A 17,223-nucleotide genomic window follows, 5' to 3' on the forward strand; every position below is an offset into this window, starting at 1 on the left:
TCAGGTTACGCGTAATAGCGGCCAAAGCGATTTTCTAAAACTGCAGACAAGTGGAATTTTTCTTGTAATACCAAGCCTTTATATTCATTAGATTGTCCCAGCACCAAGTCCACCACCGCGCAAACACCTGAAGCGGTACTTATTTGAATTGCGGACCATTCCAAACCACAAATTTCCTCGGGATAAATCTTTTTCACGTAATTTTTTTCTGTCAACTCACCACGTTTCATTCCTTCAACAGAAACATAAACTATCACAAGATCTTGATAAGTTTTGGGAATGGCATTTTCTAAAATGCGTTTTAAAGTAGGTCTATCTTGATTTAATCGTAAGTCGTTCATTAATAAACGCATCTTAGAACAATGGCCTGGATAACGCATTGTTTTATAATTCATGGTTTGCACTTTACCAGCATGCATCTCTGCCAAACTTCCCAGACCACCAGAGGTATTAAACGCTTCATATTCACAACCATCAATTTGAATGGTTTCTAATCCTTCCAAAGGTGCTAAAGTTACAGCTTTTCCATATTTAATTGCGTAACAAGGGTTACCGTATTCATTGATCACGCCATCAGTAGACCAAGTTAATGAATATTGAAGTGCATTGTTTGCATTTTGTGGAAGAGCACCTACACGTAATTTCACATGAAAACTCTCTTCAAACTCCTGCATGAGACTATTCGCTGCGATGCTGATAAATCCAGGGGCTAATCCGCATTGAGGCACAAAGGCAGTTTCTGCATCAAGAGCAATCGCTTTTACTGCTTCTGTAACTGCCGTATCTTCCGTAAGATCAAAATAATGTGCTTTAGCAGCTTTTGCAGCCTCAGCAACATATGTATTTAAAAAATAGGGAAGACTCGAGATAACAGCTACAATATCATGCTTTTCCATATAAGCTTGAGTTGACTGCTGATCTTTAACATCTAAGGCGACTGTTTTAATTTTGGGTACTGCTTCCAACAGTCTTTTCACATCTGATCCATTAAAATCTATATCAACTAAATGGACCTGGTAAGAACCACTGTCTGATAATAAACAAGCGATTAAGCTACCAATTTTCCCTGCACCAGTAATCATTACATTATACATTTAATCCCTCTCCATTATAAAACGCAATCATCCTACACAAAATATTGGGAATTGGATAGTATTCTCTAATCGATACCCAAGAAACTCCAAAATGCTATTTTTAAAATCGAGTTAATTCAATTTTTGATGCATAATGTTAGAAAAAAACTATATTTAAAATACTTTTAGATTTGGCAAAAGGAACTTGTCATGAATAAATCAAAAAAGCAGCATCCAAAATCAGTTGGAAATATGCAAGCCCCTCTATCCACTGAATCAGAAAAAAAATGCGACTATGCAGGACTTAGTTACGATAGACTATTCCATGCGGCAATCAGCCGATTCAGCAACTGGTTATCACCCGCTACGTTCTTGCTGTCTTTTGCAGATTGGTTACTTTATTTATATTTTTCACCAGCAAAACTAGGCAACTTAAATATAGAAGCACTCAAAAAATTGGGCCATTTATTGTTATACATACAGCAACAGAGCCAGGATGAAAACAAACCTTGTATCGAAGTGCGTCAAACAGATTATCGCTTTCAAAATGAGTTATGGTCTCAATTTCCATTCAACGTATATGCTCAATCTTTTTTATTAACTGAAGAATGGTGGGATGATGCCACTACACATCTTCGTGGGGTTTCCAAGCATAACGAAAATATTGTTAATTTTGTCACACGTCAATTTCTGGATGTCTGTGCTCCGTCAAATGTTCCTGGAATGAATCCTGAAGTAATCAATGCGACACTTAATGAAGGAGGTATGAATTTTATCAACGGATGGAATAATTTTATTGATGACGTGACCAGAAATCTAAATAATTTACCGCCTGCAGGTAGTGAACACTATAAAGTGGGAGAAAACATAGCGATAACACCTGGAAAGTTTATTTATAGAAATCGATTAATTGAGCTTATCCAATATGCGCCAACAACATCCACTGTCTATCCGGAACCCATATTAATCATCCCTGCCTGGATTATGAAGTATTACATACTCGATCTTTCACCTAACAATTCCATGGTTAAATTTTTAGTGGATAAAGGGCACACTGTATTTATGATTTCCTGGAAAAATCCAACGTCTGAAGATCGGGACTTGGATTTCTCCGATTATGCAATACATGGTGTGATGGATGCATTAAATACAATTAATCAAATTATCCCAAAAGAAAAAATCCATGCAGTAGGTTATTGTATTGGAGGAACCTTATTATCCATGGTTGCAGCAAAAATGGCGGCAAAGGAAGATGATCGATTAAAAACAATGACTTTGTTCGCAGCCCAAACTGATTTTCAGGATGCAGGTGAACTGCAGTTATTTATTGACGAAAACCAACTTACTTACATTGAGGACATTATGTGGGAAAAAGGCTACCTGGACGGGTCTCAAATGGCTGGTGCGTTCAGTATGTTACGGTCTATAGATCTCATTTGGTCTCGTCTGGTTTATGATTATTTATTGGGTAAACGACAGGAGGTCAGTGACTTAATGGCATGGGATTATGATACTACACGAATGCCCTACAAAATGCATAGCGAGTATTTACGTAGTTTATTTTTAAATAACGACTTAGTTGAGGGACGTTTTAAAATTCTTGATGACACGATCAATCTTGCCGACATCAGAGTACCAACTTTTGTAGTAAGCACCATAAAAGATCACATAGCACCTTGGAAATCTGTTTATAAAATTCATTACTTCATTGATAGCGATATTACCTTTGTATTGACTAACGCCGGACACAATACTGGCATTGTTAATAAACCTGGTGAATCGGGACGAAGCTATCAGATGCTAACTCATAAGATAGATGACAAACATTTATCACCTGACCTTTGGTTGGAAAAAGCCCCTCATTTTAAAAATTCCTGGTGGCCAGCTTGGGAAAAATGGCTTGCAGATCTCTCAAGCTCCAAAAAGAAACCGCCTGATTTCGGTAATCCTGCAAAAGATATAAGACCACTTTGTGATGCACCGGGGACTTATGTTTTAAAAAAATAACCTAAATGGCTGGAGATTAAAATTCAGCCGGAATTATAAAATATGCAATTATTTCCAACACTTATGAATCTTGGCAAACAGCCTGATTGAACCCCAAATTGAACAATAATGAGGCATACATGACTTTTCAGTGAGCTGATGTGAATTGTTACTAAAATACTCCACTAATCCTTGACCTGAGCAGAGGACTACATTATCTTATCTTTTTATATTTTTTTTACAACTCATGAAGCAAACTGCTTTAGCCAATTCTATCCCATTAAACTCCTCAATTCGTCTTGGCTCTATTAAATACTTTTTTGTATTTATAGCAGGTCTGCTGGCACCCTTTGGTTTTGCTCCTTTTCATATACCAGGGCTGACACTATTGAGTTTGGCATTTCTTTATTCGAGCCTCCAAAATTGCTCTAGAAAACAAGGCCTTTCTCTAGGATTTTTTTTCGGGATGGGTTATTTCGGATTTGGGGTTTCTTGGGTCATAGTCAGTATCCATGATTATGGTCAACTCAATTATTGCCTTGCAGGATTGGTTACATTAATTTTCATTATGTATCTTTCACTCTTCCCTGCCTTAGTTGCTTACCTATATAAAGTGTTTGAACTCAAAAATCGGAAGTTGTTGTCTCTAGTTTTATTTTGTGTCTTATGGTGTTTGAGTGAATATTGCCGTGCTAATTTATTTACCGGCTTCCCTTGGTTGTTAGTAGGAACACCGCTTATTGATACACCAATAAAATATATTGCTCCTATTTTAGGAATTTATGGGCTAAGTTTAGTTTGTGTCCTCATTTCCGCATTACTCACCTTAGCGGTGTCACAAAACGCTCCGAGGCGTTACCATTATTTAATTGCCATTGTACTGATTCTTATCAGTCCAATGCTGTTAAAAAACATTTCATGGTCAAAAGTAAAACAAGAACCTATAAGTATTGGTGCCGTTCAAGCCAATTTATCCATGCGCGATAAATGGGATGAAGCCTTATTTTGGAACCTGCTGGAGTACTATGAAAAGGCAATCAATAAACTCTTAGGAAAACAATTAATTATTTTGCCCGAGTCTGCCATACCACTTCCCGCAAGTTATTTGGATAAATATTTACTCAGACTGAATAACAAAGCATTAAAAGCAAAAAGCGCACTGATGTTAGGTATTTTACAACCTACCAATGATAGGGAAACCAATTATTACAACGCAGTGATTACGCTTGGGCAAGCCAAAGGTAAAAAACTTAAACGCCAACTTGTTCCTTTTGGAGAATACATTCCAAAACCTTTAGTGAGGATCAATCATTGGTTTCATTTACCTGAACCTAATTTATTACCAGGAAAAAGAAAACAATCCCTGATTCGAATTGAAAATCATCCGATAGCAAGCCTCATTTGTTATGAAATTGCTTACCCCAAGCTATTGCGCGAACAAATGCCTAAAGCCCAATGGATCGTTTCAATAAGTGACAATGGTTGGTTTGGGCATTCATTAGCCAGTTACCAACAACTACAAATGGCCCAAGTGCTTTCTCTGCTTACAGGACGATATCAAGTAGTCGTCAATAATGATGGACTATCGTCAGTCATCGACTCAGGTGGAGATATAATAGAAAGTCTTCCTCCATTTAGTCCTGGTGTCCTACAAAGCAGTATACTCCCTGCAGAAGGTTTAACTCCTTGGATTATATGGCATGAGTATCCATCCCTCATTTTTTGTTCATTTTTTATTATTTTTATACTTTTTATTCAACTTCGTCGCTTATTCGAATAATAATCTATTGCTGGCAGACACAAGAGGAGTTATCCTTAGCAGATTTAGAGTCACTTAAAAAACTGGACTATGGATAATACCTATATACCACAAGAAGTTGAGGAACAAGCTCAACAGTATTGGCATAAAAAACAATCATTTAACGTTTCAGAAGATTTAAACAGAGAGAAATTTTATTGTTTATCCATGTTCCCCTACCCGAGTGGAACATTGCACATGGGCCATGTTCGCAACTATACCATTGGAGACGTTATTGCTCGTTATCAGCGTGCTTTGGGCAAAAATGTTCTTCAACCAATAGGTTGGGATGCTTTTGGTTTGCCCGCTGAAAATGCGGCCATCAAAAACGGAATTCCACCGGCAGAATGGACCAGAAAAAATATAGAGTCTATGAAAAAGCAATTTTTACGTCTAGGCAATGCTTATGATTGGAGACGTGAGATTTGTACTTGTTCACCTGAATATTATCGATGGGAACAATGGTTCTTCATTCGATTATTTGAAAAAGGTTTAGTCTACAAAAAAAATGCTGTAGTGAATTGGGATCCAGTAGATCAAACTGTTTTGGCAAATGAACAAGTCGTCGATGGACGCGGCTGGCGATCTGGCGCGCTTGTTGAACGCAAAGAAATTTCTCAGTGGTTTATAAAAATCACGGCTTATGCTGATGAGTTACTGAGCTCACTGGATACATTGGACGAATGGCCGGCACAAGTAAAACAAATGCAACGCAATTGGATTGGTCGTTCCACCGGGACTGAAATTCATTTTAACGTTAATAATTATCCTAAACGCTTAAAAATATACACAACACGTCCTGATACCTTAATGGGTGCAACCTATCTTGCCATAGCAACCGATCATCCCATTGCTAAAGAAGCAGCCAGTACCCGTAAAGAAGTCAAAGAATTCATTGATAGCTGCCAAGGCACCAAAATGGCTGAAGCGGAACTTGCTACCATGGAAAAACGAGGCGTGGCTACAGGCATGACAGCAATCCATCCCATAACCGGTGAAGAACTCCCTATATGGGTTGCAAATTTTGTACTCATGCAATACGGATCGGGAGCAGTAATGTCAGTCCCAGCACACGACCAAAGAGACTGGGAATTTGCACGTAAATACCAACTTCCCATTAAGGAAGTCATTAAACCTGCAAATGATACAAAACATGATTTCAATGCATCTGCCTATACAGGAGAAGGTACATTGATTCATTCAGGTCAGTTCGATGGCTTAAGTTCTTCTCAAGCAGTAGAAACTATAACCAGCTACCTTGAAGAACATGATGTAGGTAAAGCAACGATTAACTACAGATTACGTGATTGGGGTGTATCGAGACAAAGATACTGGGGAACACCTATTCCCATGATTTTATGTGACCAATGCGGTACTGTTCCTGTTCCAGATGAAGAGCTTCCGGTGGTTCTTCCAGAAAACGTGACATTTACGGGAACCGGTTCACCATTAGCCCAATCCCCAGAATTCGTCAATGTAAGCTGCCCTAAATGTGGTCAGGATGCATATCGTGAAACGGATACCTTTGATACTTTTGTTGAGTCATCTTGGTATTATGCCCGTTTTGCATGTAAAGGCCAGGAAAACGCAATGCTTGATGATCGAGCAAAATACTGGACTCCAGTAGATCAATATGTTGGTGGTATTGAACATGCTGTGATGCATTTACTCTATGCCCGCTTTTTTCATAAATTAATGCGTGATGAAGGTTTAGTAAATTCAGACGAACCATTTAAAGCCCTACTAACCCAAGGCATGGTTTTAAAAGACGGACATAAAATGTCTAAATCCGTAGGTAATGTCGTCGATCCAAACCACCTGATTGATACTTATGGTGCAGATACAGCACGATTATTTGTTATGTTTGCAGCCCCACCAGAGCAATCCTTGGAATGGTCAGATACTGCTGTGGAAGGCGCTCATCGTTTCTTAAAACGAATTTGGGCTTTTGCTCACCAGCACCAAAATATGTTCATTGAAGTCAATGACATCATCCTGAGTGGCAATGGGCATGTGAACTGGCAACAAGCAGAAAGCCGATTAAAAAAATCACGTCATGTCGTGCATCAAATTCTTGCACAAGCAACGCATGATTATGATCGAAATCAATTCAATACAGTAGTTTCAGGTTGTATGAAACTGTTTAATGAAATATCCAATTACGCAATAGAAACTGAAGAAGATAAATTCTTTATTCATTCCAGTCTAAGTATTCTGTTGCGATTATTGGCTCCTATAACACCACATATTGCACATCACATCTGGCAGCAGTTAGGCTTTGAAAAAGCAATTATTGACGCTAATTGGCCTAGAGTGGATAAAGGTGCTTTAAAAACTGATGAAGTAGATTATGTGGTTCAGGTTAACGGAAAATTAAGAGCTCAATTTACCGCTAGTGTTGATGCGACAGAAGAGGCTTTAATTGCTGCAGCAAAACAACATGCAAAAGATTTTCTTACTGATAAAACAGTAAAAAAAGCAATTGTTGTGGCGCATAGACAATTAATTAACTTGGTTGTTAGCTAATGAAGCCTCATTATTCTGATTCTTCTTCCAATGTCCCGTATCGTCTTCGAGAACAATCTGCGGGACATCAAAAGCAACAAATACGACCCCTTTCAACTTTGCGCAGTACAGTTCCTTTTATACTCGTTTTATTACTCTCAGCATGTGGCTTTCATCTTCGAGGCATAAGTAATGCACCAAGTTGGCTTAATAATGTAGCCATTATTTCTGAGAATAATGACAAGCAATTTATCTCAATACTCGAGTCCCGACTTGAGGGATCAAAAATTGAAGTTAATTCGGATCCTTCTCGTGCGCAATATTGGCTGATGATTAATGAAGTAAACCTGCAACAACAGATTATCAGTGTTGGAGCAAGCACGAATCCTAGGCAATATACTTTAACCCTAACCGTATTATTTGCTTTGAAAACACGCGCAGGCCAGGTTGTAACGGTTCCTGGTCAAATCAATATTTCTCGAGAACTTACATTAAATAATGATCGAATTCTTGGCTCTAAAGATGAAGAAAGTATTTTAATTGGAGAAATGAAGCAAGATGCGGTGACCCAAATCATTTATCGACTTGGTCATTTGCCCCCTCCTCCGCCCAGATAAACAAGTTAGACTGGAGAGGAGAACAGTACCACAGGAGATATTGGAGTATTGTAGCGTGGGTGCAGCGAACGGAAACTCACGTCATCCCGAGTGGAACAAGGGATCTCCTATAGTAACACTCTGCTATAGCATGGAGATCCCTCGTTGCTCTCAGGATGGGGCAAAAGTTTCCAGGCTACGCTCTCACCATGAGTAGCACACTGTTCTTCATCCAATATCATATACACAGGCTTAAGCTAAATTATCATGCAAATCAGACAACAATTGCTTGCTCAACAAGTACAAAAAAAAATTGCACCACTCTACATAATTATTGGGCAGGATAATTACTTGCTAGAAGATTCTTTTATAACCATAAAATCAGCAATTAAAAAAAATTATAATTATGATGAAAAAATCATATCTATCCAATCAGTGGACGATTGGAGTATTGTAAAAGAAGAAGCGAACAGTTACTCCTTATTTTCAGAGACAGTACTCTTAAATATTTTCTATGATAAGAAATCAATAGATGCTACTGGAAAAAAAATTCTTTCTGAATACCTTAATTCGGTAAATTCACGTTGCTTTATTGTTATTAGGGCGCCCAATGTACCTGCGAAGCAATTACAATGGTTATCTTCTCATGAGCAGGCCATTCTTACACTAGCCTACCCACTGAATTCGGAGGCAATCAAAAGTTGGATAGCCGTACAATTAAAGAAAAACTCAATGAGCTATGATCCTCAGGTTCCTGAATTAATTCATCAATACACCCAGGGAAATATGCTGGCTTGTTCCCAGGTTATTGAAAAAATAGCCTTATCTTGTGCTCCCAACAGTAAAGTAGATACACAACAAGCATTAGAGCATTTATCCAATCAATGCGATCATGATCTTTTTGAACTGGTTGATGCATGTCTGCTTGGCCAAAGTGATAAAGCGATTCAGATTTTACGTCATGCAGCAAATAATAAGACCGAAGCCACTTTAGTTCTGTGGATAATCAGTCAAGAAATACGCCTAATCATGCAATTGTCCAATTTAATGGAACAACAAATTGATGCTCAAAGTGCTTGCAATCAACTTAAAATTTGGCCTCAGCGCGTTAATCTTTATAAAGCATGTTGTAATCGACTCAATAAGACCATGTTACAACAACTTCATCGCTATTGTTATTCCATAGACGAACGAATTAAATCAAATCTCAATACTCTAGTATGGAGTTCCCTGGAAAATGCGGCTCTATCACTCTGTCTGGGAAATTTAATAGGTGACGTATGCACAGCATAGCTATTTTGGGTGGTACATTTGATCCGATACATAATGGCCATTTACAGGCCAGCATGGCAATCCAAAAGCATTTTAATTTTGATTCCTATATTTTTCTTCCTTGTAAAACACCAACTATAAAGCCCCCTACTCTCGCCAGTAATAATCAAAGAATAGAAATGATTAAATTGGCTATAAAAAAAATACCTTACTTTAGACTCGATTTACGTGAAGTACAACGAGATACTCCATCCTATATGGTTGAAACATTGAAAAGCTTCCGGATGGAATATTCTAACTCATCCATAACGTTAATTATTGGCTATGATGCTTTTATCTCATTACCCAATTGGTATCAATGGGAGAAAATTATTACTTTAGCTAACTTATTGGTAATCAATCGATCTGAGTTTTCCAGTCAACCCATTCCGGTAATCATGAAAAAATTTTTGGAACAGTATGAAGTTAAAAACAAACACGACTTTTTAAGTACTCATGCTGGAAGAGTTTTTTTATTTGATGCGGGTCACTATGAAATTTCTTCCACGTCCATTCGTGAAGAAATAAAAAAGGGAGCTGATGTAAAAAACAAGCTCCCTGAAGCAGTCTATGAATACATTAAGTCTCAGGGACTATATCAATAAGCTTAAAGGACTCATTTACCGATACTGTCTGTTTCGCTTTATTTATAAGTCCTGGTAAATATCCAGAAATCCAGTTTATAACAGGTAAAAGTTGATTATAAACCCTGGAAGTTTGAACATATTGGTGATAAGGCAACGAGGTCATACTGAGTACTGCGAAAACAAGGGAAAGAATAAGAACACCGCGAGCAAAACCAAACATCCCGCCTAAAACTTTATCCATAGCTCCCAGGCCACTACCTCTTAAAAAGAGGCCAAGTATCGCATTAGCGATACCACCTGTAATTAAAACACCAAGAACAATAATAACAAAACCGGCTATGCTACGAATAGAGGGATCTTGAATATAAGGTTGCAGATAAGGATTAAGTGCGTTTGAGTAGTTATAACCTGCCCAAATAGCTAACACCCATACTCCTAAGGCAATAAATTCTTTAATAAATCCCCTGAGTAAGCCGGTTATAGTAGATAAGCCAATTACTATTATTAAAATAATATCAACCCATTGTGCTTGCATTAGCTCACTCCGGTATTAACCACAAAGCCATTCAGCTGCATGGCACTTGCTAATTGATTTTTTAATTTCATCACATCACTTTTAACCGGTGAATGTCCTGCATAGACTTTATAAATAGCCCCTTGTCTTCCATTAGTTTTGATATAGTTTGCTTTATAACCCTTGCTGCGTAATTTATTAACTAAAGCTTGGGCATTATTCAATTGTGAAAATGAAGCCAATTGAACTGCATAAATATCTTTCTTATTTAAACGGGTGGTATTTGCCTTTGCTACAATGGGTTTATTTTTCGGCTGCACTTGTACTCGTGCAACAGGTCGAACCGGTTTAGTAGGCACGGCTTTGACTTGTTTTTTAACTACATTATTTGCTGCATTACTCAATGCCAGTTCAATTGGTTTTGCTATTGAATCAACTTTAGGGGTCGATGCGACCTTAGGCATTGACGCTGCTTTCGCAACAGGAACAGCAGCATCCACAGCTGCATTATCAGCCACTTGAATGGATTGAATAAAATCTTCCTTACCAAGATCGGAGCCTTTTTGCCCTAAATCAGGAGTTTCAATCTTAGCTACTTTTATGGTTTTAAACATCTCCTTTTCATTTGTCATTACGACATTAGGAGTTGTTGGTTTGGGGGGTAACTGCACATTAACACTAAAATTATTTTCAAGACGTTGGCTCGACTTCTTCATCATCGCAGGTAGGAAAATTGCTCCTAATGATAAAACAACAGCCACACCAACTAAACGATGCTTTAGCTTCTCATCAATTACTAATTTCATTGAATCTCCTATTAGCCATAACATGACTCACAGTAAAAAAAGACCCGTAAACAACAATTAAGTCACCAGGTTTAGCTTGCTTCAATGCAGTTTCAAAAGCTACAAGTGGATTATTATAACAAATATCCACAGGAATTTCTGCATCCTTAAAAAATGTAAGCAACAAATCCGCACTGGCAGCACGTTTGCTATCCAATTGTGCAGGATACCACCAATCAACGCAATCCTTTAATGGTCGAATCAAACCCAAAATATCTTTATCTTTTAAAGCTGAGAATACCGCATGTACTTTTGCTTTTTTTAATGTACATACAGTATCTGCTAGCAATTTTACCGATTGAGGATTATGAGACACATCAAATAAAGTACTCACGGTGTCCTTATGTAATTGCAAACGTCCAGGAATAAAAATACGCTGCATCGCAACTTGAAAATGGCTATGCGTCACTGGCAAATCATGTGCTAGCAACTGACAAGCAGTAATTGCCGCTGCTGCTGATTTCAATTGTATTGAAGGTTTAGGCAATCCAGAAACAGAAGCAAGTTTAAGTTTTTCATTATAATGAAGACTCCAGACAGAGTCTTGTTCTTGAATCGAAAATTCTTGTCCAAGTAAATAAGCAGGTGCAGAAAGTTGCATCCCCACATCAATGATTGAGGCAGGTGGACTAATATCCCCATAAATAAAGGGTTTACCAGTGCGGAGTATCCCTGCCTTCTCATAACCAATCGCGTCAAGCGTAGTACCTAAATAATCTTGATGGTCAAAATCGATTGTAGTAATGATAGACAATTCCGCATCAACAATATTCGTAGCATCCAAGCGCCCCCCTAATCCAACTTCAAGAATTACAATATCCAAGTCCATTTTTTTGAAATACCACAATGCAGCCAAAGTAGTCATTTCAAAGTAAGTTAGAAGAACTTCTCCACGAAGTTCTTCAATAACACTAAACGCCTGACATAAATCATCATCAGAAATGGGAGTTAAATTAACACGAATACGTTCATTAAATTGAATAAGATGAGGTGAGGTATAGGCACCCACCTTATATCCTGCAACATGATAAATTGTTTCAAGAGATGTTACCGTTGAACCTTTTCCATTAGTACCAGCAACAGTAATAACTGGGCAACCTGGAAGTTGCAGGCTTAATTTTTGCGCAACTTCCATAATACGTTTTAAACCAAGTTGTATCTCTTGTGTATTTCTAGTTTCTAAATCATATAACCACTCGTCGATAGATTTCTTTTGAAACGCTGTAAGAGGTCTAATATGAGATAGCTTTGGCAACTGAATCACCTGCGCCTTTGCGCGTTAATTTAGATATCAACTCTGCAACGACTGGACGGATATCTTTCCGTTCAAGAATCATGTCAATATGTCCATGTTCTAACAAGAATTCGCTTCGCTGAAACCCTTCAGGTAATGTTTGTCTTACGGTCTGCTCAATAACCCGTGGACCAGCAAAACCAATTAATGCATTCGGTTCAGCAATGATCACGTCACCAAGACTTGCAAAACTTGCAGAAACCCCTCCCATTGTTGGATCAGTTAGAACCACAATAAAAGGCAATCCAAGCTCTGCAAATTTTGCTAGAGCTGCTGAAGTTTTGGCCATTTGCATTAAAGAAAAAAGTCCTTCTTGCATTCGTGCGCCACCGCTTGCAGTAAAGCAAACATAGGGTCTTTGTTCTGCTGTTGCTACTTGAATTGCACGAACAAATTTCTCCCCTACTGTAGCCCCCATGGAGCCCCCCATAAAATTGAACTCAAAAGAACCAACAACTACAGGCTGCTGCAACAAGGTTCCTTTGACAATTATCAAAGCTTCTTTCTCACCAGTTGCTTTTTGAGCTTGTGAAATTCTATCTTTATATTTTTTTGAATCCCTAAATTTTAAGCGGTCTTGAGGTTCCAATGATGCAGCGATTTCTTCTTGACCACCCTCATCGAGAAATTGTTGGATTCGGACACGTGCGGAAATCCTGTGATGAAAGTTACAAGATGGGCAGACCATTAAATTTCTTTCTAATTCAGTACTATAGAGAACTTCATTGCAACCTGAACATTTAAGCCATAAACCCTCAGGAACTCCTTTTTTTTGGGAAGAGTCTGTACTCACTCTTGAAGGCAATAATTTTTTAAACCAACTCATAATTGGAACCTAATATTATAGAATCACAATATTATACACAGAAAAAAATATTCTTAAATCCATATCAGGTATGCCTGCTTCTTTTATTAAAAAAAATGGGTGATGGATGGCCTATTGTGAATGTTAAATCTTCAAATCTCTCTGAGAACAACAAAACAACTAAATAATAGAAGCAAAAACGGATTGAACAAAAATACAACTCATTCATTTTAATAAACAAATTTTCCATTTTTTTGAAAAAAAACAAGTATAAGCCTAAAGTTTTTCGCATTGTGTCCGATAACCTTTTTGCGTACGGTGAATTTGCATTTAAAAAGGAATTTACCAAATAACAAATGTCCCAAACCAGGGATTTAGGTCTGAGGAGACTATAATTATGGCTCAAATTATTAATACCAACGTACCGTCGTTACTTGCTCAGCGTAACTTATCTAAATCCAGTGGCGCTATGGCTACTGCGATTCAAAGGTTATCATCTGGTCTAAAAATTAATAGCGCTAAAGATGATGCTGCAGGACTGGCAATTTCAACAAATATGACCTCACAAATCCGCGGTATGGACCAGGCAGTGAAAAATGCTAATGACGGTATTTCGCTAGCACAGGTAGCTGAAGGTGCAATGCAAGAGTCAACTGACCTCTTACAACGTATGAGAGAGTTGGCACTTCAATCTGCAAACGGAACCTATAGCCAATCAAACCGTGCCGCATTACAAAATGAGGTAAACAACCTTTTGAGTGAGATGGATGATATCGCTCACAGCACCCAATTTAACGGCCAAACCATTTTAAATGGCTCCTACACCAATGCTTCACTGCAAGTCGGTGCTAACTCTGGCGAAACCATCACATTTTCGATAAACAGTATTGCATCTGCAGATATAGGTCATATTGCTTATCAAACAGGAAGCACAGTAAGCGCTAGTGCTGCAACTGATATTACGATTGCTCTTGGCTCTAGTGCAGCAGTGAGTATTGGTTCTTCTGCAAACTATGTTGGTGCAGCAACTGGTCAAGACAGCTCTTCAGCGTATGCTAAAGCAGCAGCACTTAATGCAGCAGGTATCTCTGGTCTAACAGTAACTGCTTCTACAAGTGGTAGTGCAACTGTTGGTGCGATCGGTGGTGCAGCCGGAGATACTTATAACCTGAGTATTAATGGTGTTAACATATTTATTAACCAAGACGTGTCTACTGCATTAAGCAACAACGCCCTTTTGGACGCAATCAATGCATCTAGCGTACAAACTGGTGTTGTAGCCACACTCAATGGTTCAAGTATGTCTTTAACTGCAGCAGATGGAAGAAATATTGCCGTCACAGAAAGTGGTACTGGATTCACTGCAGGTACTAATGGATTAAGCGTCACCGGTGGTTCATTTGCCTCAACTTTACGAGGAAATATCACTATGAGTGCTCCTGAAGCCATTACTGTGGGTGGAACAACAGCCGATATCGGTTTATCAAGTATTAGTTTGGATACTAATGGAGTTAATATAATCGATATCACTACTCAAGCTGGTGCAGAAAAAGCCATATTGAGAATTGGTGCTGCTTTGGACAGTATTACCACCAACCGTTCTTCATTAGGTGCTTTGCAAAACCGACTTGATGCAACCGTAACTAACTTGCAAAACGTATCCGATAATATGTCTGCTGCACGTAGCCGTATTCAAGATACTGATTATGCTGCAGAAATGGCTAATTTAACTAAGAACCAAATCCTGCAACAAGCTGGAACAGCCATGTTGGCTCAAGCAAACGCGATGCCACAATCTGTTCTATCCTTGTTAGGATAGTTGTAAAAAAAGAAGTAAAAACCGAAATGCGGCTTTTGCCGCTTTCGGCTTATTTGTATCCCAATGATTAATGGTACCAATCAAGGGAAAGGAGTAAAAAAATGACTATGGAATCGATTCCTCCAGCAAATAATAAATTGCTACAGACAGATTCAGTCAAACTAAAGGATAAAAACATTAAACCTGTGACCAAATGTGCTACATCGGATCTGAATTTGGATACTGATTCGAAACAAGCTATCGATCATGCCACAGGCCTTCTGCAAACTATAGTCACTGACAAAATCTCGGATAAGATAATTCGCAAAATACCCTCAGACGAATATTTGCATTTACTACACTTGCTTGATGGGATAATTAGTGGTTCTATAGATAAACATGTTTGATGCAATTTATGGATAAAGTAATTTCGTAGGAAATTACCCAACAGATAAGGGAATATTATGGGTCTATCAACTCCAGGTATTGGATCAGGTTTAGACATTAAATCAATGGTTGAAGGCCTGGTAAAAGCAGATCTCATGCCATTACAACTAAAACATGATAAAAAATTTAACTCTGTTGCTACCGAGTTGTCTGCTTTTGGCCAATTAAAAAGTGCTATATCAACCTTTCAAGCAACTCTTAATTCGCTATCTTTTATTAGTGAATTTAATCAAATGAATTGCCAAATCAATGAACCTGGATATGTCTCTGCATCCCTTACAGGTACAGGACAACCAGTTGAAGGCTTATATCAAATCCAAGTCCAACAATTAGCTCAAGCACAAAGTCTTGCCAGTGGTTACTTCGCCAACAGCAGTACTTCAGTGGGTAGTGGCAGTATGACCATTAACTTTGGAACATACAGTAATAACAATACAACGTTCACTCAAAATACTGCAGCCTCCCCAGTAACAATTAATATTACTTCAGGAAACGACAGTCTTACTGCGATTTGCGATGCAATAAATGCCGCAAATGCAGGTGTAACAGCGTCCATTGTACAAGATAGTCTAGGTTCAAGATTAACCTTGACCTCAGCAGAAACAGGTGAAAATTACGCGATGCAAATTACCGGAAGCTTGGCTGCGCTCAATTATGATCCTACAACAAATAATGTTCCTTTAACCCAAAGTATGGCCGCTCAAAATAGCCTGGTAAAAATTAATGGATTACTACTAAATGAGAGCAGCAACCAAATTGAAGGTGCAATAACAGGGGTCACCCTCGATCTACAACAAGCTGATCCAGCAACGACTGTCACTTTAACTTTGGAAAAAGATGTAGAACATGCGAAGGGTTTAATTAATGATTTCGTCAAAAAATATAATGATTTTATGAAATTCCTAACCAACTTAACTGGTTTCGATATGGAGACTCGAAAAAAAGGGGTACTGCAAGGCGACAGTAATCTTAGAGAATTGAAAACCAACCTATATAACTTGGCCACCACTCCATTAACTCCAGTTGGACCGATCCAAAGTCTAGCTGACTTAGGTATTACCTCAGACAAGCATGGTTTATTAGAAATTGACCCAGAAATGTTGGATAAGGCTATTGATAATAATTACCCATATATAGGCAATCTATTTGCAAAAAAAATTACAGCTACCGATCCAAACATCAAAATCAATTCCATGGATACTGAAGTCGCTGCAGGAGCATATGATGTTATATTAGGTGAATATACTCCCGGAGTGAGTATGTCAGGGACTATAGGTGGTATTTTAGCTAATTCAACGGATGGAATTACTCTAAATGGCACAGGGGATTACAGTACCTTATCGATTGATGTGCTCTCAGGACAAGCTGGAAATAGAGGCCAAATTATTATTAGTGATGGTTTAGCCTCGTTGATTGATGGCTATTTGGAGTCCTTAGTGGACGAAGATGGGGAAATTGAAGAAAGAATAGACCGATTAAATAGTCAAGCAAAGCAATTAGATGAAATGCAAGAGCGCATTAATGAACGGAGCATTACTCTAGAAAAAAGATATTATAAACAATGGAACGCCGTGGATCTCTTAATTTCACAGATGCAAAACACCAGCAATACGCTGACTCAAATCTTGTCGAACCTCCCCAAATTGAATACCAACAAATAAATT

General features: G+C 38.3%; 14 protein-coding genes. 9 read left to right on the forward strand and 5 right to left on the reverse strand.

Annotated elements, in window-relative coordinates; genetic code table 11:
- Positions 1 to 5: 5 nt before the first annotated feature.
- Positions 6 to 1,094: a saccharopine dehydrogenase family protein gene (locus tag OQJ26_RS02580; protein ID WP_265702343.1), complete on the reverse strand. Its 1,089-nt coding sequence runs from the start codon at positions 1,092 to 1,094 to the stop codon at positions 6 to 8.
- A gap of 189 nt (positions 1,095 to 1,283) precedes the next feature.
- Here OQJ26_RS02580 and OQJ26_RS02585 point away from each other — a divergent pair, with 189 nt between their 5' ends.
- The 6 genes from OQJ26_RS02585 to nadD all read left to right on the forward strand — a co-directional run bounded on the left by OQJ26_RS02585 (position 1,284) and on the right by nadD (position 9,874).
- Positions 1,284 to 3,080: a PHA/PHB synthase family protein gene (locus OQJ26_RS02585; protein ID WP_265702344.1), complete on the forward strand. Its 1,797-nt coding sequence runs from the start codon at positions 1,284 to 1,286 to the stop codon at positions 3,078 to 3,080.
- A 226-nt stretch (positions 3,081 to 3,306) separates the two neighbouring features.
- Positions 3,307 to 4,839, forward strand: a complete 1,533-nt coding sequence (gene lnt / locus OQJ26_RS02590; RefSeq protein ID WP_265702345.1) for an apolipoprotein N-acyltransferase — start codon at positions 3,307 to 3,309, stop codon at positions 4,837 to 4,839.
- 69 nt (positions 4,840 to 4,908) lie between these two features.
- Positions 4,909 to 7,383: a leucine--tRNA ligase gene (gene leuS / locus OQJ26_RS02595; RefSeq protein ID WP_265702346.1), complete on the forward strand. Its 2,475-nt coding sequence runs from the start codon at positions 4,909 to 4,911 to the stop codon at positions 7,381 to 7,383.
- On the forward strand, positions 7,383 to 7,979 hold the full coding sequence (locus OQJ26_RS02600; protein WP_265702347.1) for an LPS-assembly lipoprotein LptE: 597 nt from the start codon (positions 7,383 to 7,385) through the stop codon (positions 7,977 to 7,979). Before leuS ends, OQJ26_RS02600 begins: the two co-directional genes overlap by 1 nt.
- 246 nt (positions 7,980 to 8,225) lie before the next feature.
- Positions 8,226 to 9,251: a DNA polymerase III subunit delta gene (holA, locus tag OQJ26_RS02605; RefSeq protein WP_265702348.1), complete on the forward strand. Its 1,026-nt coding sequence runs from the start codon at positions 8,226 to 8,228 to the stop codon at positions 9,249 to 9,251.
- Complete coding sequence (gene nadD, locus OQJ26_RS02610; RefSeq protein WP_265702350.1) at positions 9,239 to 9,874, forward strand: nicotinate-nucleotide adenylyltransferase; 636 nt, start codon at positions 9,239 to 9,241, stop codon at positions 9,872 to 9,874. The genes holA and nadD overlap by 13 nt, the downstream gene beginning before the upstream one ends.
- On the opposite strand, the gene OQJ26_RS02615 is transcribed toward nadD, so the two are convergent.
- From OQJ26_RS02615 to accD, 4 genes are read right to left on the reverse strand one after another with little or no spacing between them, the layout of a single operon-like run.
- Positions 9,849 to 10,391: a CvpA family protein gene (locus tag OQJ26_RS02615; RefSeq protein WP_265702351.1), complete on the reverse strand. Its 543-nt coding sequence runs from the start codon at positions 10,389 to 10,391 to the stop codon at positions 9,849 to 9,851. The genes nadD and OQJ26_RS02615 overlap by 26 nt on opposite strands.
- Positions 10,391 to 11,176 carry an SPOR domain-containing protein gene (locus OQJ26_RS02620; RefSeq protein ID WP_265702352.1) on the reverse strand — a complete coding sequence of 262 codons (786 nt, stop codon included), beginning with the start codon at positions 11,174 to 11,176 and terminating at the stop codon, positions 10,391 to 10,393. Before OQJ26_RS02620 ends, OQJ26_RS02615 begins: the two co-directional genes overlap by 1 nt.
- Positions 11,160 to 12,470, reverse strand: a complete 1,311-nt coding sequence (gene folC / locus OQJ26_RS02625; RefSeq protein ID WP_265702353.1) for a bifunctional tetrahydrofolate synthase/dihydrofolate synthase — start codon at positions 12,468 to 12,470, stop codon at positions 11,160 to 11,162. The genes OQJ26_RS02620 and folC overlap by 17 nt, the downstream gene beginning before the upstream one ends.
- Positions 12,448 to 13,335, reverse strand: coding sequence for an acetyl-CoA carboxylase, carboxyltransferase subunit beta (gene accD, locus OQJ26_RS02630; RefSeq protein WP_265702354.1), 888 nt, complete (start codon positions 13,333 to 13,335; stop codon positions 12,448 to 12,450). Before accD ends, folC begins: the two co-directional genes overlap by 23 nt.
- 376 nt (positions 13,336 to 13,711) lie before the next feature.
- Between accD and OQJ26_RS02635 the strand changes: the two genes are divergently transcribed.
- From OQJ26_RS02635 to fliD, 3 genes are all read left to right on the forward strand, one after another.
- Positions 13,712 to 15,133, forward strand: a complete 1,422-nt coding sequence (locus OQJ26_RS02635) for a flagellin N-terminal helical domain-containing protein (RefSeq protein WP_265702356.1) — start codon at positions 13,712 to 13,714, stop codon at positions 15,131 to 15,133.
- Between the two features lie 101 nt (positions 15,134 to 15,234).
- Positions 15,235 to 15,519, forward strand: a complete 285-nt coding sequence (locus OQJ26_RS02640) for a FlaG family protein (RefSeq protein WP_265702358.1) — start codon at positions 15,235 to 15,237, stop codon at positions 15,517 to 15,519.
- 57 nt (positions 15,520 to 15,576) lie between these two features.
- Positions 15,577 to 17,220: a flagellar filament capping protein FliD gene (gene fliD, locus OQJ26_RS02645; RefSeq protein WP_265702359.1), complete on the forward strand. Its 1,644-nt coding sequence runs from the start codon at positions 15,577 to 15,579 to the stop codon at positions 17,218 to 17,220.
- Positions 17,221 to 17,223 lie beyond the last annotated feature (3 nt).

The organism is Legionella sheltonii (assembly GCF_026191355.1).
Lineage (GTDB): Bacteria > Pseudomonadota > Gammaproteobacteria > Legionellales > Legionellaceae > Legionella > Legionella sheltonii.